This is a genomic window from Bacillus pacificus (assembly GCF_020861345.1).
Classification (GTDB): Bacteria; Bacillota; Bacilli; order Bacillales; family Bacillaceae_G; genus Bacillus_A; species Bacillus_A pacificus.
This window is the reverse complement of sequence record NZ_CP086328.1, coordinates 3,058,276-3,079,762: the sequence shown is the minus strand read 5'-3', so window position 1 is coordinate 3,079,762 and position 21,487 is coordinate 3,058,276. Positions and strand designations below refer to the sequence as shown.

Annotated in this window: 20 protein-coding genes; 17 read left to right on the top strand and 3 right to left on the bottom strand. The window is 33.2% G+C overall.

The window, feature by feature from the left end:
• Window positions 1–2: 2 nt before the first annotated feature.
• Window positions 3–881, bottom strand: a complete 879-nt coding sequence (locus LMD38_RS16110) for a nitrate reductase (protein WP_062822311.1) — start codon at window positions 879–881, stop codon at window positions 3–5.
• A 387-nt stretch (window positions 882–1,268) separates the two neighbouring features.
• On the opposite strand from LMD38_RS16110, the gene LMD38_RS16105 reads away from it, so the two are divergent.
• Both LMD38_RS16105 and LMD38_RS16100 read left to right on the top strand, forming a co-directional pair.
• Window positions 1,269–2,477, top strand: a complete 1,209-nt coding sequence (locus tag LMD38_RS16105; protein WP_016717298.1) for a macrolide family glycosyltransferase — start codon at window positions 1,269–1,271, stop codon at window positions 2,475–2,477.
• 169 nt (window positions 2,478–2,646) lie between these two features.
• Window positions 2,647–3,492, top strand: coding sequence for a YitT family protein (locus LMD38_RS16100; protein ID WP_000755119.1), 846 nt, complete (start codon window positions 2,647–2,649; stop codon window positions 3,490–3,492).
• Window positions 3,493–3,537: 45 nt separating this feature from the next.
• On the opposite strand, the gene pdxR is transcribed toward LMD38_RS16100, so the two are convergent.
• Window positions 3,538–4,938 carry a MocR-like pyridoxine biosynthesis transcription factor PdxR gene (pdxR, locus tag LMD38_RS16095; RefSeq protein WP_062822310.1) on the bottom strand — a complete coding sequence of 467 codons (1,401 nt, stop codon included), beginning with the start codon at window positions 4,936–4,938 and terminating at the stop codon, window positions 3,538–3,540.
• Window positions 4,939–5,068: 130 nt separating this feature from the next.
• Between pdxR and LMD38_RS16090 the strand changes: the two genes are divergently transcribed.
• Window positions 5,069–5,491: a GNAT family N-acetyltransferase gene (locus LMD38_RS16090; RefSeq protein WP_001101048.1), complete on the top strand. Its 423-nt coding sequence runs from the start codon at window positions 5,069–5,071 to the stop codon at window positions 5,489–5,491.
• Between the two features lie 147 nt (window positions 5,492–5,638).
• Window positions 5,639–6,766 (top strand): metallophosphoesterase, encoded by a 1,128-nt coding sequence (locus LMD38_RS16085; RefSeq protein WP_062822309.1) that lies wholly within the window; start codon window positions 5,639–5,641, stop codon window positions 6,764–6,766.
• A 28-nt stretch (window positions 6,767–6,794) separates the two neighbouring features.
• Here the strand turns inward: LMD38_RS16085 and LMD38_RS16080 are convergent, their stop codons facing one another.
• Window positions 6,795–7,412 carry a DUF1648 domain-containing protein gene (locus LMD38_RS16080; protein WP_001065179.1) on the bottom strand — a complete coding sequence of 206 codons (618 nt, stop codon included), beginning with the start codon at window positions 7,410–7,412 and terminating at the stop codon, window positions 6,795–6,797.
• Between the two features lie 136 nt (window positions 7,413–7,548).
• On the opposite strand from LMD38_RS16080, the gene LMD38_RS16075 reads away from it, so the two are divergent.
• From LMD38_RS16075 to LMD38_RS16015, 13 genes are all read left to right on the top strand, one after another.
• On the top strand, window positions 7,549–8,115 hold the full coding sequence (locus tag LMD38_RS16075) for a GNAT family N-acetyltransferase (RefSeq protein ID WP_016717303.1): 567 nt from the start codon (window positions 7,549–7,551) through the stop codon (window positions 8,113–8,115).
• 6 nt (window positions 8,116–8,121) lie between these two features.
• The gene (locus LMD38_RS16070; RefSeq protein ID WP_016717304.1) at window positions 8,122–8,682 is read left to right on the top strand and encodes a 2'-5' RNA ligase family protein; all 561 of its coding nucleotides are present in this window, start codon (window positions 8,122–8,124) and stop codon (window positions 8,680–8,682) included.
• Entirely contained in the window at window positions 8,679–9,164 is a 486-nt protein-coding gene (locus LMD38_RS16065) for a GNAT family N-acetyltransferase (protein ID WP_227585345.1), read from the top strand. The genes LMD38_RS16070 and LMD38_RS16065 overlap by 4 nt, the downstream gene beginning before the upstream one ends.
• Before the next feature lie 12 nt (window positions 9,165–9,176).
• On the top strand, window positions 9,177–9,548 hold the full coding sequence (locus tag LMD38_RS16060; protein WP_016717305.1) for a cupin domain-containing protein: 372 nt from the start codon (window positions 9,177–9,179) through the stop codon (window positions 9,546–9,548).
• Complete coding sequence (locus LMD38_RS16055) at window positions 9,545–9,973, top strand: GNAT family N-acetyltransferase (protein WP_062822307.1); 429 nt, start codon at window positions 9,545–9,547, stop codon at window positions 9,971–9,973. The genes LMD38_RS16060 and LMD38_RS16055 overlap by 4 nt, the downstream gene beginning before the upstream one ends.
• A 309-nt stretch (window positions 9,974–10,282) precedes the next feature.
• Window positions 10,283–10,579, top strand: coding sequence for a WXG100 family type VII secretion target (locus LMD38_RS16050; RefSeq protein WP_000918605.1), 297 nt, complete (start codon window positions 10,283–10,285; stop codon window positions 10,577–10,579).
• Window positions 10,580–10,706: 127 nt separating this feature from the next.
• Window positions 10,707–14,186 (top strand): type VII secretion protein EsaA, encoded by a 3,480-nt coding sequence (gene esaA, locus LMD38_RS16045; protein WP_228919812.1) that lies wholly within the window; start codon window positions 10,707–10,709, stop codon window positions 14,184–14,186.
• Window positions 14,158–14,661 (top strand): type VII secretion protein EssA, encoded by a 504-nt coding sequence (gene essA, locus LMD38_RS16040; protein ID WP_062821200.1) that lies wholly within the window; start codon window positions 14,158–14,160, stop codon window positions 14,659–14,661. The genes esaA and essA overlap by 29 nt, the downstream gene beginning before the upstream one ends.
• A gap of 4 nt (window positions 14,662–14,665) precedes the next feature.
• Window positions 14,666–14,917 (top strand): EsaB/YukD family protein, encoded by a 252-nt coding sequence (locus LMD38_RS16035; RefSeq protein WP_016717309.1) that lies wholly within the window; start codon window positions 14,666–14,668, stop codon window positions 14,915–14,917.
• A gap of 73 nt (window positions 14,918–14,990) precedes the next feature.
• The gene (gene essB / locus LMD38_RS16030) at window positions 14,991–16,190 is read left to right on the top strand and encodes a type VII secretion protein EssB (protein ID WP_016717310.1); all 1,200 of its coding nucleotides are present in this window, start codon (window positions 14,991–14,993) and stop codon (window positions 16,188–16,190) included.
• A 39-nt stretch (window positions 16,191–16,229) separates the two neighbouring features.
• Window positions 16,230–20,741 carry a type VII secretion protein EssC gene (gene essC, locus LMD38_RS16025; RefSeq protein ID WP_227585647.1) on the top strand — a complete coding sequence of 1,504 codons (4,512 nt, stop codon included), beginning with the start codon at window positions 16,230–16,232 and terminating at the stop codon, window positions 20,739–20,741.
• 12 nt (window positions 20,742–20,753) lie between these two features.
• On the top strand, window positions 20,754–21,176 hold the full coding sequence (locus LMD38_RS16020; RefSeq protein WP_062821202.1) for a YwqH-like family protein: 423 nt from the start codon (window positions 20,754–20,756) through the stop codon (window positions 21,174–21,176).
• A gap of 3 nt (window positions 21,177–21,179) precedes the next feature.
• Window positions 21,180–21,479, top strand: a complete 300-nt coding sequence (locus tag LMD38_RS16015) for a TIGR04197 family type VII secretion effector (RefSeq protein WP_044307211.1) — start codon at window positions 21,180–21,182, stop codon at window positions 21,477–21,479.
• Window positions 21,480–21,487 lie beyond the last annotated feature (8 nt).

Genomic DNA, 21,487 nt, shown 5'->3' with positions numbered 1-21,487 from the left:
ATTTAAAAATAGGATGGATGACTTAGCCACTTCTCTAACTCCACACTGCCCTGAATAGATAATAACCGGTACAAATATCGATAGGGATGTCTACATTCTACAAGATTAGGAATAGGCATAATGGTTTCGTAACCTTGTTTAAAAGCATGAGCTTCCTTTTCTGTAAATACATATTCTAAGCTGATAAAATCAAGTTCTCGGGGAGCAACTGCGTAAGCTTCTGTATCTACTAAACCTGTAATAGTTGCGCCATCTGATAAAAACTGAGTAGGGTCCATATCAATTAAAACGAGCGTTGCTTCCTTTGGTACCGGTAAGGAAGAAAGTTGTTGTTCAAAAGTAGGAAATGCGTTACGGATGCTCGTATTATCGGAATAAAACCTATTTACAAGTTCTTTACTGACTTTTAATATGTGAGACTTAAATTCTTCTAGTGGAACTTGGAAAGTACCTGATGGATTTCCTATAAACTCTGCTTGAAACGAATGAATTTCTGCTAGTCCTTTTCCAAGGCTGAATAAAATTGAATCAGATTGTCCGACAAAGGATTGCAGCGTACTTCCTGTTAGTTTTTCGACACTAACATACTTTCGGCCATTTAAAATATGTTTTTGCAAAATAGTGGGGATGGGCAAGTTAGTATGCTTTTTCAATAATTCGTGTATATATTCTAAATGATGTACGTTCCTTGGATCGATTCCAAAAAGGTTTTTGCATCCCCACCAAAAATCATTGTTTGGTTCTTCAGTCATTTTAGAAGAACGAACGATGACTTCTTCATCTTCTGTTTGGACGAGAAATACATCGCTTGCATGATCTTCATAACCTGGGTGTAAAGTTTGAACAGATAAAATAGGTGAAGTAAATAATTGTTGTAGCATGAAGAGGCTCCTTTTTTCTGTAAATTCGATAAATTCATTATATAACAGAATATGTTGCAAGTGGATAATGATAGGGACAATATAGAACTTAAATACATTCATGGTGAGAAATTAGTGTAGAAATTATATTTTTCTACTTTTGTATGAATTATCAAAATAATGTTTCTGATGATAAATCTGTATAAATACCCAAATATAAATTTAATATTTTTCAGTAAAGGAAGAGTTAAGCGGACTTTCAATAGAGGTATAACGGAGGTTATGAAAAATATTTCTCAATAATAAAATGAAGAGAAAAATGTGAAGAAATAGAATAGATTCCTTTATAATAGTTTTAAATTGATTAATATAATTAATTATTAATAATATTAGATAGGAGAGAATATGATGGCAAACGTACTCGTAATAAATTTCCCTGGAGAAGGTCATATAAATCCGACTTTAGCTATTGTAAGTGAGTTAATTCGGCGAGGGGAGACAGTTGTTTCGTATTGTATTGAAGATTATAGAAAGAAGATTGAAGCAACGGGTGCACAATTCCGAGTGTTTGAGAATTTCCTCTCTCAAATTAATATTATGGAACGAGTAAATGAAGGTGGGAGTCCTTTGACGATGCTGTCTCATATGATGGAAGCATCAGAACGTATTGTTACTCAAATTGTAGAAGAAACAAAAGGGGAAAAGTACGATTATTTGATATATGATAATCACTTTCCAGTAGGACGTATTATAGCCAATGTTTTAAAGTTACCTAGTGTTTCTTCTTGTACAACGTTTGCTTTTAATCAGTACATTACTTTTAACGATGAACATGAATCAAGAGAAGTAGATGAAACGAATCCATTGTATCAATCGTGTTTAGCGGGAATGGAAAAATGGAACAAACAGTATGGAATGAAATGTAATAGTATGTATGATATTATGAACCATCCTGGTGATATTACAATTGTGTATACTTCAAAGGAATATCAGCCGCGTTCAGATGTATTCGATGAATCGTATAAGTTTGTTGGCCCATCAATTGCTACTCGAAAAGAAGTAGGTAGCTTTCCTATGGAAGATTTAAAAGATGAAAAATTGATTTTCATTTCTATGGGAACAGTTTTTAATGAACAACCTGAGTTATATGAAAAATGTTTTGAAGCGTTTAAAGATGTAGAAGCGACAGTCGTATTAGTTGTTGGTAAGAAGATAAATATAAGTCAATTTGAAAACATTCCGAATAACTTTAAGTTGTATAATTATGTGCCGCAATTAGAACTATTACAGTATGCTGATGTATTCGTAACACACGGCGGTATGAATAGTTCGAGTGAAGCACTATATTACGGTGTCCCGTTAGTTGTAATTCCGGTAACAGGAGATCAGCCTTTAGTTGCGAAACGAGTAAATGAAGTAGGGGCTGGAATAAGGCTTAATCGCAAAGAATTAACTTCTGAAATGTTACGTGAGTCTGTAAAGAAAGTGATGGATGATGTAACGTTTAAGGAAAAAAGTCGTAAAGTTGGAGAGTCACTTCGAAATGCTGGTGGTTATAATAGGGCAGTTGATGAAATATTAAAAATGAAAATGAATTCATACTCAAAACTTAAATAAATGTTTGGAGCACACTTACTGTAATATGTAAGTGTGTTTCTATAAATAAATTACATAAAAAATCATTGTAAAGGTGAAACTTTTGTGTATATAAACTGATATCTTTGAATTAGCATTGAAATTACGTTAAAATAATACTAAGAAAATATATAAGTTTTGGGGGTAATGAATGAAGAAAGTATTTGAATACATATTATTAACAATTGGCTCGATTATTGTAGCGGGTTCATTGGAGCTTATTTTAGCACCTAACGGATTAGTAGATGGCGGGGTAACGGCTATTGCTATTATGGCGAATAAAGTTGCTGGGTTACCGCTTTATGGGGTGTTCTTAGGAATTAATATCCCGATTTTATTATTTACTGCAAAAGTAATGGGAAAGAAGTTCTTTATCCGTACGTCCTATGCAAACGTTGTGACAACACTCGGATTGATTTATTTAAAACCATTTCCAGCAATTACAACTTCTGAATTGTTAATTGTTCTTTATGGAGGAGTTCTATTTGGTGTTGGTGTAGGGATTGTAGTAAAAATGGGCGGAGCAATTGATGGATCAGAAATGTTAGCTGTTTGGATGAATAAACATTTTAAAGTGCCAATTAGTACATTTTTACTTGCTGTAAATGCAGTTATTTTCATCTTTGTTGCCATTTTGTTTTCAATTGAACAAGCGATGTTCTCATTAGCAATTTTCTATATTGTTACGAAGATGATTGATTTCATATTAGATGGTATTAATCAAGGAAAGAGCGTTATGATTATTTCTGGTAAAAATAAAGAAATAGGCGATCTACTTATGAAAGAACTGCAATTATCCGTTACATATCTACATGGAGAAGGTGGTTTTTTAGGAGAACATAAGAGAATCATCTACTGTATTACAAACCGTTTCATTTATCCGAAAATGAAAGATCTCGTTCTCTCTGTAGATCCAACTGCTATAATTGAAGCGTCTTATTCAACAGAAACAACTGGTGTCAAACGTCCGGGAAGGGCAGCGAGATCAGAAAAATAGTGAATGAAATAGCTCCACGTAAGTTATACTTACGTGGAGCTATTCTTATTTGGGGAACCAGGCCTCTTTCAATAATTGGACAACGGTTTCGATACGATTCTCTGGAATACTACCAAAACCAAGTAATACATATGACTCCTCCCTCACATTATGAACAGAATCGTATGTCGAGAGAGGGTATAACTTAATACGTTGTTTTGCAGCTGCATGAATAAGTTCTTGTTCGTTCATACTATTATGAACGTGAAGTACAATATGAAGTCCAGATTGTTCACCGAGTATATGCACGTTATTCCCCATTTCGTTTGTAATAGATTTAATTAAAGAAATATGCTTTCTTTTATATAACGTACGACTTCGGTTAATATGACGTTCCCAATCCCCACTTTGAATAAAGGTAGCAAAGGTAAGTTGTTGCATTGTAGAAACTGTTTGTTTATACATACCACCAAGTTCTTTATAGGTTTTTAGCAGATGAGGTGGTAAAACGATATATCCCATTCGTAAAGAAGGTAAAAAAGATTTCGAAAAAGTTCCCATATAAATAACACGTTCATTTGAATCTAGTCCTTGTAAAGAAGGAATAGGTTTTCCAATATAGCGAAATTCTCCATCATAATCATCTTCAACAATATACCCTTTACAATCATTCGCCCATTTTAATAACTCGAGTCTTCTAGATAACGGCATAATGATTCCGAGTGGAAATTGGTGAGATGGAGTGACATATGCCACATTGGAACCCGATTCACGTAAAGCAGAAATATGAATTCCTTTATCATCTAAAGGGATAGGGTGAACAGGAAGTCCAGAACTTTGAATCATAGCAGGTATACGGTGAAATCCAGGGTTTTCGATTCCGTATTCTTTTTTTGAACCAAGTAGTTGAAGGAGTAGCCAAAGAAGAGGCTGCGTACCTGCTCCAATAATAATTTGATCAGGTGAAGAATGTACCCCGCGAGCATGATATAAATATTTTGAAATATGTTCTCGTAGAACGAGCTCACCTTGTGGATCTTCTTTAGCAAATAATTCATCTTCATACTGAAATAAAGTTTCGTGTAATGCTCTTTTCCAGTTTGTTATCGGAAAAGCTTTTTGATCAATAAGTCCTTGACTACAATCATAATCATATTGTTCTTTTTCTTTATTGTTAGCACTGTTTGATGCAATTTGCTGTTTCTTTTGAATGACATCAATATCAACTTCCGCAACAAAAATTCCGCGTTTCGGTTTGCTTTCTACGTAACCTTCAGCTAGTAATTGTTGATAAGCGGATTCAACTGTAATACGGCTTACATTAAGTTGTATAGCTAAATTTCTGTGAGAAGGAAGGCGTGTACCAGCACGTAGTGATCCATGAGAGATTTCTCGTTTTATATATTCGTAAATTTGTAAATAAATAGGTGTTTTACTTTGTAACACTAATGGGATAGTCAGATCCATTTGTAGACGCTCCTTTTAATACTGGCCTTATAAAAAAGAATAAAACTGTCACTTAAACTAAGGGCAGTTTCTTTCTATAATGATGATATAACATTTAGAAAATTTTATAAATAGTAAGGGGCGAATCATAATGAATGTTAAAGCAGTAGTAACAGAAGCAGATTTACACGATGTATTTCCCGTATTACAACAATTGAGAACGAAAATTTCAAGAGAAGAGGCAAGTTCTTTATTTCAAAAAATGAAAGAAGAAAATTATAAACTATTTTCGCTACGTAATGAAGATGAAGAAGTTGTTAGTCTAGCTGGTGTAGCGATTTGTACGAATTTTTATAATGAGAAACATGTTTTTGTGTATGACCTTGTAACTGCGGAAGCTCACAGATCAAAAGGGTATGGTAAGGTTCTGCTGTCATATGTAGAAAAATGGGGGGAAGAAAAAGGATGCAGTTCTATCGTTCTTACATCTGCGTTTCCAAGAATTGATGCACATCGTTTTTATGAAAGAGAGGGCTTTAATAAGGTAAGCTATTCTTTTTATAAAGCGTTATAATATTAAGTAGGTTCCGTATGTAAAAATATATGGAACCTATTTTCTTTTTCAGATTTGGATTAGGGACAGGTCTAGTAATATAATTTGTCGAATGTTAGAGATTAACAACGGAATATTGAATTCAGAGAATGTTAGGAGCGTTTAAACTTGGAAAAAATAAAGGAATTATTTATACCAAATGATGTAAGAGTCATTATTATTTCTGATATTCATGGAGAATTAGATCTTTTTAAGGAATTACTACATAAAGTTAATTTTAAAGATGAAGATTATTTAATTATTAATGGTGATCTTTGTGAGAAAGGAAGAGATAGCATTGGCGTCGTAAACTATGTCATGAATATTGTAAAGAACAATTCAAATGTTCATGTTGTTGAAGGGAATTGTGAAGTTATAGTTGAAGCGCTTGTAAATGAAAATCCTGCTTTAATAAATTATTTGTGTACGCGAAAAAATACAATTTTCAATGAATGGCTAGCACAATTGAATGTTACCGTTCATGAAGAAAGTGATATTTGTGAAGTGAAAAACATATTGATGGGTCATTTCTCAAAAGAAATAAAGTGGCTAACAGAATTACCAACAGCGATTGAAACGGAAGATTATATCTTTGTACATGCTGGCCTTGAAGATAGAGAGGATTGGAAAGAAACAGAACGAAAAAATGCAACAGCAATGCCGGAGTTTTTCAATCAATCACATAAAGCAAATAAGTATGTAGTTGTTGGTCATTGGCCTGTTGTAAACTACTCAGAGAAGGCACCGTCTAACAATCCAGTTATTGATAAGGAGAAAAAGATTATAGCAATTGACGGCGGAAATGCGATTAAAGAGGCAGGACAATTAAATGCATTTATTATTCAGAGGACAAGCGCAAGTGATAAGTTTTCTTATACATATGTTGATTATTTTCCAGAGTATGAAGTAATAGCAGATTTTCATGCCGATGCAACAATGCAGGGCGGGGTTACCTATCCACATTATTACATAGAGCCTATTGAGAAGAAGCAAGATTACACAATATGTAGGCAAAAGGAAACGAATACATTACTTTCTGTGAAAGATGAATACATTAGGCAACTTGATTCAGGTGAATACACAGTGAAAACGGATATATCTTGTGCGCAAATAAGCGTAAAAAAAGGGGATATTGTTTCTCTCATTGATGGTAGCTGCTCAGGATATGATTTAATTAAAAAAGATGGAGTAGAAGGCTGGATAGAGAAAGGAATTTTAGTTGAGATAGAAAAGACGAAAAAGAAAATATTTAGCTGAAATAGGAGGGATGTAACCTCCTATTTTTTTAAGAAGTAGATTGCTTGCTATCTTTAATAAGTAAATAAATCGTACTCGGTAAAATGACAAGCGTCATTCCTAAAATAATTGCTAGTATAGCATAACCTCTATATGGAGCAGAGACGATAAATGGAAGCCCCGCTAGGAAAATACCTGCTATCATCATTGAAATACTACAAATATTTGAAGCTCTTTTTTCAAGGTGCTTATCATTCCATTCCAATGAAACGGTTGATTTAGTCGTATCAATTTTGGAACTGAAATAACCTATTAATATAAATAAAAGCCCTAATGCTAAAAATATGAAATAATCAAGAGGAAGTGAAAAGCCAAGGGCGATAAGGGCAATGACAATATCAACAAAAAATAAGAATAGTAACATTGTGTTGCCGATCCAATGGAGAAATTTCTCGTTACTCGCTGCTTTAGATAAAGCTAAAAATAAAAAGAATAAGAAGGAACATATAATTATATTTACGATCACAAAAGTACTTTTATCCATCATTGACGTAGGTGTTCCATTGAAGTCCCATTTCGTAACAATACGTAATGGTAAGAAGAAATAGAGAATAATATTTGTCGTAATAATAGTGAGAAACAAAGTGATACTAAATCGATTATTCATTGAATCACCAGCTTTCTACATGAATAATTGGTATCTTATAACAAAATTATACAATATAATAAACGATATTTGTTTTGATTTTTCAGAAAAAATATTATAATTATATATGAAATAAAGAGGAACGTAGGAGGAAATTATGAAAAGCGTAATCGTAAAAGGGGATAGAGTAACAATTCGTACAATTGAAGAATCAGATATAAAAACATTATGGAATCTCGTGTTTAAAGAAGAAAATCCAGAATGGAAAAAATGGGATGCACCGTATTTTCCGTTTTCAATGCAAGAATACTCATCCTATAAGGAGAAGATGCAAACTCGTTTAAAAGAAGAACCTCTATCCAATTTAATTATAGAAAATAACGGTCAAGTTATAGGGACGGTCGGATTTTATTGGGAGTATAAACCGACGCGTTGGTTGGAGATGGGAATTGTCATTTATAATCCGGCTTACTGGAATGGCGGCTACGGTACAGAAGCGTTAACGTTATATCGGGATTTACTATTTGAAAAGATGGAGATTGGTAGAGTAGGGCTCACGACTTGGTCTGGTAATGAACGAATGATGAAAGTAGCGGAGAAAATAGGAATGACTTTAGAAGGTAGAATGCGCAAATGTCGTTATTATAACGGAACGTACTATGATTCTATTCGAATGGGGATGATTCGTGAAGAATGGGAAGCACTATGTGTAACAAAGAGGTGAAGGGATATGTACGCTATTATTGCTACATTTGATCGTGTGTTTACTAATAAAATTACAGAATTGCAAAATGAATTAACAAATATCATTGGCAAAAATCAATTAGCCGGAGTAGAACCTCATATTACGTTAGCTGATTATAATGAGTTAGATGTTCATTTGTATAAGGAGAAATTAGGAGAGTTTGTAGCTATGCAAGAAAATACGGACCCAGTAACTTTTCCTTCTGTTGGAGTTTTTCCTACTAACGGAACGGTCTTTCTAGCACCGACTGTTACCGATGAATTGTTAAAACTTCATCATTCTTTTCATGATTATTTAAAAATTTTTCATGACAACCCAAATTCATATTACGTACCGGGAAAATGGGTTCCGCATTGTACGATTGCAAATAGATTATATACAAAGCAGTTTTTACGTGTAATGGAATATATTTATGAAAAATTTGATCATGCAACAGCTTCAATTGAGAAATTAAAATTAATAAAGGTGGATTATGAAAATGGTTCTGCCATTTCTTCTCGTATATTAGCAGAATATAATTTAAAGAGAATGGAGACATCGAGATGACATATGTAATTAGAGAAATGAAGCAAGAAGATATTCATGCTGTACAATCAGTAGCGAAAATAGCTTGGTATGATACATACGAAGGCATTATTCCGAGAGAGATTCAAGACAGTTTTTTAGACGAGGCTTATTCTGACGAAAAAATGAAATATCGTCTTGAGAATACACATTTATTCGTTGCAGAAGAGGAGGGAGAAGTAATTGGCTTTGCAAATTTTTCACCTGTTAGACTGCAAAACGAAGCAGAATTAGGCGCGATTTATTTGTTACCAGATCAACAAGGGAAAGGGATAGGAAGTGCTTTATTACAAAAAGGGTTAACGGTATTAAAAGGAATTCGGAAACTATACATTCATGTAGAAGCAGCGAATGAAAAAGGAAAACGTTTTTATGAAGCGAAAGGTTTTGCGCAATTAGAGGAATTTGAAGAAGATTTTGAAGGACATATGATGCAGACAGTAAGGATGGTTTTATACATATAAGGAGGACTAGAAGTGAAGATTTTTGATTTTAGTGAAAAAGTAGGAAAGCAAATCACAGCATTTCAATCTAATTTCATAATGTCGAAAATAGTAAATCATCAAGGGAATATACATATCGGTGCTATGCATTTAAAAGAGAATGGAATAATTGGATATCATGAAGCAGTTGTATCGCAACTGCTTCTTATTGTGGACGGCGAAGGATATGTATGTGGGGCAGATAAAGAAAAAGTGAAGGTGGAAGCGGGACAAGCTGTGTTTTGGGAGAAGGGCGAATTTCATGAAACGAGTACGGAAAAGGGATTGATGGCAATTGTGGTTGAGTCGGAGGAACTTGAACAAGCAATATTAATGCCTATTAAAGAGGAGAGTTGTGAAAAATGATAGAAAAGGCAAACCGAGAAGACACGAACGAAATAATACAATATGCAGCTCAATCGCTTTTTGAAGGCACGAGGGGAAATTGTCAGTTAAGTACAGAGAAAGCAATTGAAATTACAAGGCCGATTGTAGAAAAGGGAGCATATTATTTAGTCGTTAAAGAAGAAAACAATGTAATGGGATGGATATTAATAGGAGAAAATACGGACTATTTTTCTCATGAAAAACTAGGTTTTATATATGAATTGTATGTTTTTCCAGAGTACCGCGGGAAAGGATTATCAAGAAAATTAATGGAGGCTGGTATTAAGGAATTAAAAAAGAATTATTCAGAAATTCGTTTGAATGTATTTGCTGGAAATTTTGCGAAAGAGATGTACGAAGAGTTTGGTTTTGTTGAAAGACAGGTAATTATGACTTTGAAGTGAGAAAAATATCGTGAGTGGGAGGTGGGAAAATCATGATTTAGTAACCAATTTATTGTTGGAATAAAAAATGGATAAGTTCTTAAAGATATATAAAATAAAAGGTTTTCTTTAAATTTATAGTCGATTTATAGAGTATGCCTCAAAAATACTAAATTAGAATTATATAATATAATGTTATTATAGTAAAAGAGAAAATTTGGAAAAATATCATTTTTTTGTTTAGAAATTTTTAAATTATTGATATAATCAATTTGTAGAATTGATTATTGGTTAATTTTACTATTTTTAAATTTTAAGGGGGATTTAATAATGGCAGGACAAATTCGCATGTCACCAGAGGAGCTTAAATCGAAAGCGACTCGATATGGACAAAGTGCAAATCAAATTGAGGACATTTTACGTCAATTACAAAACTTACAAAATGAATTAAGAGGAGAATGGGAAGGTCGTGCTTTCGAAGGCTTTGATCAACAGTTCAATCAATTAAAGCCAAAAGTACAAAACTTCGCACAGCTATTACAAGAAATTAATATGCAGCTTAATAAAACTGCAGAAGCTGTTGCAAGACATGACGAAGATCTTTCTCGTAATTTCGGTCTACAATAAGACAGATAAAAAAGAAATATATAATTTAGCCATGCAACTATAGGTTGTATGGCTAAATTACTTTAAAACTAGAGTAAGATACGAAGTCTTTAACTTAATAGACTCGCAGTTGCAGGAGTGATAAGTAGTGAAAAAGTTCAAGTGGAGCATCTTGTTGTTTATTATTTTAGCTCTTGTGTTATCAACAGGGATCTCCTATTTAGCGTTAAACCAAAATGTTAAAAAAGCAAATGAGAACACCACGCCCAAAATGACAGTTGCATTGGTAAATGAAGATCAAGGTACTGTATTTGAAGGGAATAAAATAGCGTTTGGAGATCAATTTGTAAAAAATGTAAATAAAAACACGAAACAAGAATGGTACGTAGTGAGTCGTGGTGTAGCAGAAAGTGGTTTGAAAAATAATAATTACAATATGATGATTGTAATACCTAACGATTTTTCAAGAAAAGCTGTTGCGATTGATTCAGAACTTCCAGAGAAATTAACATTAAATTACAAAGTAAATGCAACTGGAAATAAAGATTTGAAAGCTGAGGCAGAAAATACAGCCTCTGCTATTTTAGAAGATTTTAATAAGCAAATCATCGATGTTTATTTTGCAAGTGTTATCGGTAAGTTGCAAGGTGCACAAGATAATATAGGTAAAATAATTGAAAAAGGGATCAATCAAACGACTATGTATAAAAAAGATGTACATAGCCCGCTGGCAAATTACACAAACCAATTTAAAACGGTACAAGATTACACTGGTATTTCTGTTAATAGTTTTAAAGGATTCCAAGATGTTTTAAAAGGGTTTGGTCAAGCATTAGAAGAAGGGAATAAATCTAATAATACGTATTTAGAAGGATTTAATAACTTTCAAAAAATGCAAACTGATAATAATCTGTTAGCGAATAATTTTACAAATCAATTTAATCAGTATATGAGCGATATGAATTCAGGGGATACTTTAAAGCAGTTAAGCGCATTGGAATCTGCAAATAAAATTATCGCAAATCAATTTACGCTTTCAGAGAAAGATCCTAATATTTTAGCAGATGCTTCAGCAATACAAAAATATTTAACAGATGTAAAAAAACAAGTGTCAGAATATGATACAGAACTTGCAGGGAAATTAGAGAGTGACATACAAGCGACAATTCTTAAACGATTACAAAAGTCTATATCAAATGATGGACAACACGAAGTAGTTATAAATTCGTTAATGAAACAACCAGATCTTCGTATTAAGCAACAAATTGAAAATTTAATTGCGAAGTTGCCTAGTTTGAACATGGAAGAAATCGTTCAAAGTGATTTGCCGGATGTAACGAAATTACAACTGAAAAACGTAATCCAATTTACGAATAAATATAATAAAGAAAATAATTTTAATTATGATCCAGTCAATAAAATATCTTTAGGAAACCCAATTAAAAAAGTAAAAGAAAGTTTGGCTAAAGATGGAATTACATTCAGTGATACAGCGAAAGTAATTGGAATGGATTCTTCGCAAACTATGAATATTACTATTCCGAGTGGCTTTGAGTTATATGGTAATACAGATTCACTATTAATTGATGGTGTGGACCGTACAAGTGAATTCTTGCAAAACGGAGCAGTTGCAATATCAGCACGTAATGAGGGAGATTTGAAAATTAGCCTTCATGTGAAGTTAGTAGATCCAAGTATCAATATAGATGTTTTCTCTCCAGTAACGTGGGAATGGAAATTGAATGGTAATTACGAGAAAGAAACTAGTACCGGAAAAGAAGAACCTAAAAAAGAAGAACCAAATAAAAAGAATGAAGGAACAAAAACAGAAAATAGAAAAGTAGAAAATGTATTTCATAAAACGCAGTATGGAATAATGCCGCTAGTAAACACTGTTAACAAGCCTATCATTCAAAAGACAGAACAGAGTAATAATACCGAAGGAAACCCAGGAGGCGGAACGGGAACAGATAATGGAAATGGTGGAAACCCAGGAGGCGGAACGGGAACAGATAATGGAAATGGTGGAAACCCAGGAGGCGGAACGGGAACAGATAATGGAAATGGTGGAAACCCAGGAGGCGGAACGGGAACAGATAATGGAAATGGTGGAAACCAAAATCAAGGTGGTGGCTCAACAGTTATTGAACGTACAAATAATCATGTTGTACATCAAAAGACTGAGAAGTTAACAGATAATACATCTAATGTATTAATTAAAGAAGCAGTTGAGACCGTTCAAAGTTATCAAGGTTTAATGAGTCTTTATCAAGTGTATTATGGGATTGATTTAAGAACAAATGATGTAGGTCCTAAGCTTGAAGAGGGAAGTTTAGATGCGATTGCGACGGATCATTCATTGTATTATATGTTAAATAAACAAAGTGTAATTGATTTAATTTCAAATCTTGTTTCAGCTAGTATTACGAGTGAAGTAAAGCAAGATATGATGGGGTTAAAACAAAAAATAGACTCTTACCAACAACTTATTACTAGTGCAGATCAAAATTCAATACTACTAGCAGAGAAGTTAAATGAAACGATGCAGCAAGCAACTAGTATGAATCAAAACTTAGGTGAATATTTAAAAGGTTTAGCGAAATGGCGTGAGAGTAGCTTAAAGCTAGCTGAAGAACAACAAGTATTAACGACTAATAATGCAGGTGAACAAACAGCTGTACTATCATTAGACTCTGGTATTAAATCTTTAACGATGCAAACTCAGTCATTAGTAGAGAGTTCGAAGCATAGTTTAGCGACATCAGATGATGTGTATAAAACATTTGATCAAATTAATGGACAAGCAAAAGAAATTCAGGAAAGTGGAACGACAATTGTTTCGAAAGCAGATTCGTTATTAAATGATTTTACGAAGAAAATGGAAGATGATAAAGCATTCTCGAAAAACTTTACGAAGATTTTGGCGAATAGTCGTATTGGAGATCGTCAAAATGAGATGCTATATGAGTTTTTAGCTAGTCCAGTTCAGAAACAAAATGATGGGGTAATTGTAGCAGGTAATGCTTTTACGCCATACTTAATCGTATTAACTTGTTTCATTGTTGCGTTATTTACAGCGTATGCAATTGCGAATCAAGAAAAGAAACGAACGCAATCAGATCATTTTGAAGAGAGATTCTCTTTAATTGATATGAATGTACCAACTACAGTAGTAGCATTTGGAATATCGATTGTGGAAGGAATCAGTATAGGAATCATTTCGGGCCGTCTTTTAAAGTTTGGCCAGGATCAAAGTTTACTATGGATTGCGTTTATCACAATCATTATGATGGCGTTTGTATTGGTTTCAACATACTTACTGCGACAAATAAAAATGGTAGGGATGTTTATTTTACTAGTATTTTTAAGTATGTATCTATTTTTAACTGAAGCAGTTGGAAGTAAAGTAGATCAAATGTCTTCTGTAGGTAAATTGCGTCAATTTTCACCGCTTCAATATATAGAAGGTTTTCTAAATGATTTTATTAGCGGTAAAGATACAGGAAAAGTTATTTTTATCGTATTGTTTGTAATTGCCATTATAGGATTAGTTAGTAATCTATTTGTATGGCACAAGAAATGGGAGGAAAAAGAAGTAAATGATCAAACAATGGAGCATAGTGGTTAAGCTATCATTTATTTGTTTCCTTTTACTGTTTGTCGCGCTACCGATAAGGAGCGCGGCCGACAGTTATCTTGGTGATGATGGAAAGATTCAGTTTAAAGTAGAACGCTTTGAAGATAAAGACCAAGAAAAAAATAAAAAGGAACATAAGGAAACGGAATTAGATAAAGCATCAATTGAATTATTTAATAAAGATATAGAAGAAGAAATTCAAAAAAAGAAAAAGAAAGAACAAAAAGAGATGGAATCCTTAAGAGATTCTCTTTTTATAAAACAAAAAGAAAATAATCGTGTTAAAGATACGAAAAATAGTTTGTTTAGTAGTGAATACATTGTAAGAAAAAGCGCTGATGAAGTAGCAAGTAATCAAACAATGAATGAAAAGCCAATCGGTACAACAGTAATCATATTGTTAGGTGGCAGTGTTTTACTTATTTGTATAGGTATTTATACGGTTCTTCGGAAAAATTGGAGGTAAAGTAATGGCAATACAAACGCATATTAATGTAACGGTAGATTTTCGTAAATGGAATGGAAATACATATGATTTGCGTATTCCGAATCATCAATCTATTAAATATTTATTGAAAAACTTATTAGATACGCTAAAGATTGATAATCATGAAGGTTCACATTTTGTAATGAAAGTGAAAAATAAGTCAATTGTTTTAACAGATAATGATCGTTTAATTGATCACCAAATAACAGACGGAGATATTTTACAAATTTTATAAAGAATATTTCTTACTTTTAGTTTTTTGAAAATAAGTTATTACTGGTTATAAAGAAAAGGAGAAGAGGATAAACATGACGGAAAAAATAATTCAAATTGATGCAATGAACTATCAATTTCAAATAGAAAAAGAAAATTGGAAATTGGAGATGACCAAATCTCAAACACGTATAAAAGACTTCCGTCAATTCGATATAATTACGGGCGTATCATCTGAATTTGTACCATTAACAATAGAAGAAACGGATGATATGTTTACGTTTCTATATCAAGTAGATAAAAAATTATATAAGTGGGACGATCTTAGCCGTTTTAGAAGAAATGAGAAATTAAGACTACTTCGGAATGTTGCGCAGTTTCGTAAATATTTAAATAAACGAATCACGTTCTTTTTACATCCAGCCAATATAGTTTTTAATGCTAATTTAATACCAAGTATTATACATAGAGGAATTCGAGATATTGTTCCACCAACCCCGTTATTAGAAGAGCAATTTTTAACACAATATAAGTGTCTAATCATTGCTTTATTCTCCGAAAAGCACAATTTTGATGATTTATATGCTGGGTTACTAAAAGATGCAAAAGAAACAACATTTGAACAGACAGTTGCTCAAATGGAAAGTTTAGATGCATTACTGCAGTTTCTTGATGACAGCTTTGAGAAGGAACAAACAAAAACAGAAAAAAATATGCAGCTAGTACCTAAAAAAAGCTATAAATCGTTTAAATACTTAGCTTTTTCCTTCATAGCGGCGACAGTTATTTTAGCTGCTCCTTTAATATATTTCACTTTTATAAAACTTCCTTATCAAAATAAATTATTAGAAGCAAATGCGGGTTTCATAGCAACTGATTATGACAAAGTCATTACGCAGTTAAGTGAAGAGGAATTTGAATCATTACCGATTGCATCTAAATATGAGTTAGCATTTGCATACATTACAGTTGAAAAACTAGGTGAAGATCAAAAGAAATCAATTATGAAAAATATTAGTTTGAAAAGTGATGAAAAGTATTTGCTGTATTGGATGTATAACGGAAAAGGTAATTTTGATAAATCATTAGATTTAGCTAAGACACTTGATGATCCGCAGCTTATTATGTACGGCCTTGTTAAACAAATTGAATCACTGAAAAATAATCCGGACTTATCAGGAGAAGAACGTGATCAAAAATTAAAAACATATGAGCAACAATTAGATGAATATAAAAAGAAATATGGCAATTCATCAAGTGATAAAAATTTGTCGGACACAGAGAAAAAAGAGTAAGCACTTGATGAGACAGTTGAAAAGGAGCAGTGAACAGGCATGGAGCAACTATTAGTATTGACTTATGGAGACAAAATATATAAGTGCACATTACATCCAAATGAGCAATCAATAGTGTCGATTGGAAAAGAGTGGACAAATGATATTACAAATCCAAGTTTAGAACAAGAAGTAGAGTTAAAGTGGAATAATGAAGTAAATGCTTGGATGGTACAAAATCAATTAATAGAATTCAATAAGGAATTTGAGATTGGAAAATCTAAAGATGTGAGCTTGAAAATTTTTATCTCTATTATCGGCACAACTAAAGTGTTTGATATCGGAACGAAACATTCTCTTACAATTAGTCAAAACAGTTATGATGATATTTCTATTATTGGGACAAATGTAGATTTAATGCTATCTCGTGAAACGTTGTACGATTCTTTTAAAGTGAATGTATATGATGGGGATGTATTTCATAATTATACGAAGCTAAAAGATAGCGTTATGTTAGAAGCGGGAGACGTATTATATTTTGATGGTGTTTTAGTAGAAATAGGCAATGAAGACATTCAAGTACTTTCTTCAGAAGAGAACGTGAAATCTACGTTACCTATTTTAGTAGAATCAGAAACAAATTATCAAAGTGGTTATCCAGATTATCATCGTTCACCGCGTATTATTTACCGTGAACCAGAAGAGAAAATGACAATTGCAAAACCTTCAAGTATGCCATCAAAACCGACTGAGCATTTGGCGAGAATTATTGCACCTTCTCTTGTCATGATTGTCGTAACAGTATTACTTGCTATCTTTATGAAATATGGGATGTTTATTATTGCATCGATTGCGATGACATTAGTAACAATTATTGTTTCTGTCACATCATATATAAAAAATTTAAAGCAATATAAAATTGACATTGTTGAACGTGATAAAAGTTATAGAGCGTATATAAAACAAAAAACGAAAGATTTACATGCAGAAAGTGAAAAACAGCGTCATGCATTACATTATCATTATCCAAATGTTGAAGTGATACGTAATATGGCTATGCAAGTAAATCCACGTATTTATGAAAAAACAATGTTACATCATGATTTCTTAACATTTAGCGTTGGAACAGGACAAGCTAATACGAGTTTTGAAATTCAATTTAATGAAGAAGAATTTAGTCAAACGAAAGATGAATTAATTGATATAGCACGTGAACTAAGACAGCGTTATCTATCATTGGAAGATGTACCAGTTGTAACAGATTTAATGAATGGACCAGTCGGTTATATTGGCCAACGTTCTTTAGTGTTAGAGCAATTACAATTATTAGTTGCACAAACAGCTTTATTCCATAGTTATTATGACTTGCAGTTTATTACTATTTTTCCGGAAGAAGAAAAAGAAAAATGGGATTGGATGCGCTGGTTACCACATGGAAGTGTTCGCGATATAAATGTACGTGGATTTGTATACCATGACCGTAGCCGTGATCAAGTGTTAAATAGTTTGTATCAAATATTGAAAGAACGAAAATTAAAACTAGATGAAAAAAGTTCAACGAATGAAAAAATGTACTTTGCACCGCACTATGTTGTTCTCGTTACAGATGAAAAACTAATACTAGACCATGTTGTTATGGAATTCTTTAATGATGATCCAAGTCAATTAGGTGTATCACTTGTATTTGTACAAGATGTTATGCAAAGTTTACCAGAGCACGTGAAAACGGTAATTGATATAAGTGATGCAAAACAAGGGAACATCATCTTAGAACAAGGAGAGCTTGTAAACCGTCAATTTAAACTCAATCACGTACCGAAAGGGTTCAATTTAGAAGACATTTCACGAGCATTAGCACCTTTAAATCATTTGCAAAACTTAAAAAATAGTATCCCAGAAAGTGTAACATTTTTAGAGATGTACGGTGTTGAGAAAGTAAAAGAACTAAATATCACAAGTCGCTGGGAGAAAAATGCAGCGCATAAATCTTTAGCTGTACCACTTGGATTACGTGGTAAAGAAGATATCGTAAACTTAAACTTACACGAAAAAGCACACGGACCACACGGGTTAATAGCAGGTACAACAGGTTCAGGTAAATCGGAAATTATACAATCGTACATTTTATCTCTAGCAGTTAATTTCCATCCGTACGAAGTAGCCTTTTTATTAATTGACTATAAAGGCGGCGGTATGGCGAATTTATTCAAAAACTTACCGCATTTATTAGGAACAATTACGAACTTAGATGGAGCACAAAGTATGAGAGCGCTCGCATCAATTAAAGCTGAATTACAAAAAAGACAACGATTATTTGGCGAAAATGATGTAAACCATATTAATCAGTATCAAAAACTGTATAAAGAAGGCTTAGTAAGTGAACCGATGCCACATCTATTTTTAATTAGTGATGAATTCGCGGAACTGAAGTCAGAACAACCAGAATTTATGAAAGAGTTAGTTTCAACAGCGCGTATCGGTCGTTCACTTGGAATCCATTTAATATTAGCTACGCAAAAACCGAGTGGTGTTGTAGATGATCAAATTTGGAGTAACTCGAAATTTAAACTAGCATTAAAAGTTCAAAATACGTCAGATAGTAATGAAATTTTAAAAACACCAGATGCTGCTGAAATTACATTACCAGGACGTGCTTACTTACAAGTTGGGAATAATGAAATATATGAACTATTCCAATCAGCTTGGAGTGGAGCAGACTATGTAGAAAACAAAGAAGATAAAGAACATTTAGACGCAACAATATATGCAATAAATGATCTAGGACAATATGAAATATTAAGCGAAGACTTAAGTGGACTTGGTAGTAGTAAAGAAGTAATAAGCGTACCATCTGAACTGGATGCTGTTATTGACTACATTCACGATTACGCAGAAGTAAATGAAATTGAAGCGTTAGCTAGACCGTGGTTACCACCACTTCCAGAAAGCGTATATTTACAAGACTTACACGCTATTCAGTTCAAAGAAGCATGGACGAAAGAAAAGAAACCATTAAAAGCAACAGTTGGTCTACTAGATCAGCCTGAATTACAATCACAAACACCATTAACACTAGATATTAGTAAAGACGGGCACGTAGCGGTCTTCTCAAGTCCAGGCTATGGAAAATCAACATTCTTACAATCAGTCATTATGGATGTAGCTCGTCAGCATAGTCCGGAGCATTTGCATGTGTATTTATTAGACTTCGGAACGAACGGTTTAATGCCATTAAAATCTTTACCGCATGTGGCAGACATCATTACATTAGACCAAGTTGAAAAATGCGAGAAATTTCTTCGTCGCATAGAAGACCTATTAAAAGATAGAAAGCAATTGCTAAGTAAATATGGTGTTGCGAGTCTTGAAATGTATGAGAGAGCTAGTAAAGAAGTATTACCAACAATATTAATTACGTTAGATAACTATGATGCTGTTAGAGAAGCTGGATTTGTCGAAGACTTTGAACGCATTATTGCACAAATTGTACGTGAAGGGGCAGCAGTAGGAATTCATTTAATGCTTACGGCTACACGTCAAAATGCATTGAGAGTACAAGTAAATACAAATATTAAACTACAAATTGCTCTATATATGATAGATGAGGCAGAATCTAGAGCTATTGTAGGAAGAACAGACTTAAAAATTGAAGAATTAGCAGGCCGTGGTTTAGTTAAAATTGACGAACCAACAATCTTCCAAACAGCTTTACCGACAAATGGAGAAGATGTCCTTACTCGAATTGAAAATATACAAGCTGAAGGAAAAGAGATGGATTCCTTCTGGGATGGAGAAAGACCGAAAGCAATTCCTATGGTACCTGAAGTTCTGGAATACAAGGAATTCATTGCATGGCCAGAAACAAGAAAAATTATTGAAGCAGGCAAACTAACATTTGGTGTAGAGACAGAAAACGTTACGCCTCTCAAATTAGATTTAACGGAAGCGTCTAATATTGTTGTAGGGGGAATTAAGAAAGATGAAGTTGAAAATGTAGTTCATCAATTCCTTCAACAGTTAGCAGACAGTGGACACTTTGACCTAGGTTTAATTGATACAAGAACACGAAATTTCTCAAACTATAGAGAGAGCGCTGCTTTATATGTAGCTGAAAAAACAGGAATTGAGAAAACGATTAAACAAGTTACAAACGCTTATAAATCGAGAGAAGCGGCGTTTAAAGAGGAGCAGGAAGCATCAAGTGAAACAGTGAATCCGGCAGAATTTATTAAGAAATTTAAGCCGATTGTAATCGTAATTGCAGATGTAAATGATATTTTAAGTAATTTAGAAGATAGCGATATATATAGTTTAGCGGAATTAATAACAAATGGTGCATTTATGGGCATCCACTTCGTAATTGGCTGTGATGTTGATTCAATTGACAGTCGATACGACTTAGTTTCAAAAACAATAAAAACGCAATCTCATGTTATTTTACTTAGAAAATCATCAGGCCAAATGGTCTTCGATGTATCTAATAAAGATTTAAGTAGTACAAAATTAAATCCATTTGAAGGGTATTTTGTTGAAAATCGTTTTGCTACTAGAATTAAAGTGCCAACTATTTAAGGGGGGATTTGCATGGGGATAGAGGAATTAAATAGTCAAAAATCGGGTTTATTAAGTAGTATAAGTCATCAACAAGGGCAATTGGCTGAATTACAAATGAAACTACGAAGGCTAATAACTGCTAAGGGGAAATTTGTAAATAATATTGAAGCAATTAAACAAAATCAAGAGCAATTTAAGTCTTTAGAAATAAACGAGAGTAGTTGGAAGGGGCAAAGAGCAACTACTTTTAAAGAAACATATGAACAACAAGTCATTTCGAATTTAGGGAAGTTTATCGGAGAACTAGGGAGAGTGCAAGAAGACATCGACCAAGCTATACGGCGGCTTGAAAGAGAAATCGCTACATGTGAGTCTAGTATTCTTTCTCTAAGTAGAAGTGTTTCAATGGTTGACGCTAGTATTCAAGTAGAAGTACAGAAGGCGGGGAAATGATAAATGGGGGAAATTAAATTAAATAAAGGGGTATTTGATGCGAAAGTAAGTGATTTGAAAAGTGGTGCTAGTGATTTAGGTAAGACTAAATTTAATGGTATGCAGTTACATCGTACGAATTTGACTAGGCTGATTCAATATTGTGAAGCAATTGAACAGTTATCTCAAAAGGTGCAGCGATACGAACAGATATTAGAAAATGACTTAAATAAAATACAACAAACTGGGGAGAAAATAGTTGAAAAAGACGAACAACTTGAGAAGCAATTAAGAATGATAGATTCAAATTATCATGCAAAATAGGGAGGGAG

Bases quoted from the DNA above. Each gene is read 5' to 3' on its own strand.
- LMD38_RS16035 (WP_016717309.1), top strand. From the start codon at position 14,666: ATGGCAATACAAACGCATATTAATGTAACGGTAGATTTTCGTAAATGG.
- essC (WP_227585647.1), top strand. From the start codon at position 16,230: ATGGAGCAACTATTAGTATTGACTTATGGAGACAAAATATATAAGTGC.
- LMD38_RS16075 (WP_016717303.1), top strand. From the start codon at position 7,549: ATGAAAAGCGTAATCGTAAAAGGGGATAGAGTAACAATTCGTACAATT.
- LMD38_RS16015 (WP_044307211.1), top strand. From the start codon at position 21,180: ATGGGGGAAATTAAATTAAATAAAGGGGTATTTGATGCGAAAGTAAGT.
- LMD38_RS16065 (WP_227585345.1), top strand. From the start codon at position 8,679: ATGACATATGTAATTAGAGAAATGAAGCAAGAAGATATTCATGCTGTA.
- LMD38_RS16090 (WP_001101048.1), top strand. From the start codon at position 5,069: ATGAATGTTAAAGCAGTAGTAACAGAAGCAGATTTACACGATGTATTT.
- LMD38_RS16070 (WP_016717304.1), top strand. From the start codon at position 8,122: ATGTACGCTATTATTGCTACATTTGATCGTGTGTTTACTAATAAAATT.
- LMD38_RS16110 (WP_062822311.1), bottom strand. From the start codon at position 881: ATGCTACAACAATTATTTACTTCACCTATTTTATCTGTTCAAACTTTA.
- LMD38_RS16105 (WP_016717298.1), top strand. From the start codon at position 1,269: ATGGCAAACGTACTCGTAATAAATTTCCCTGGAGAAGGTCATATAAAT.
- LMD38_RS16055 (WP_062822307.1), top strand. From the start codon at position 9,545: ATGATAGAAAAGGCAAACCGAGAAGACACGAACGAAATAATACAATAT.
- LMD38_RS16100 (WP_000755119.1), top strand. From the start codon at position 2,647: ATGAAGAAAGTATTTGAATACATATTATTAACAATTGGCTCGATTATT.
- essB (WP_016717310.1), top strand. From the start codon at position 14,991: ATGACGGAAAAAATAATTCAAATTGATGCAATGAACTATCAATTTCAA.
- LMD38_RS16050 (WP_000918605.1), top strand. From the start codon at position 10,283: ATGGCAGGACAAATTCGCATGTCACCAGAGGAGCTTAAATCGAAAGCG.
- essA (WP_062821200.1), top strand. From the start codon at position 14,158: ATGATCAAACAATGGAGCATAGTGGTTAAGCTATCATTTATTTGTTTC.
- LMD38_RS16080 (WP_001065179.1), bottom strand. From the start codon at position 7,412: ATGAATAATCGATTTAGTATCACTTTGTTTCTCACTATTATTACGACA.
- LMD38_RS16020 (WP_062821202.1), top strand. From the start codon at position 20,754: ATGGGGATAGAGGAATTAAATAGTCAAAAATCGGGTTTATTAAGTAGT.
- pdxR (WP_062822310.1), bottom strand. From the start codon at position 4,938: ATGGATCTGACTATCCCATTAGTGTTACAAAGTAAAACACCTATTTAT.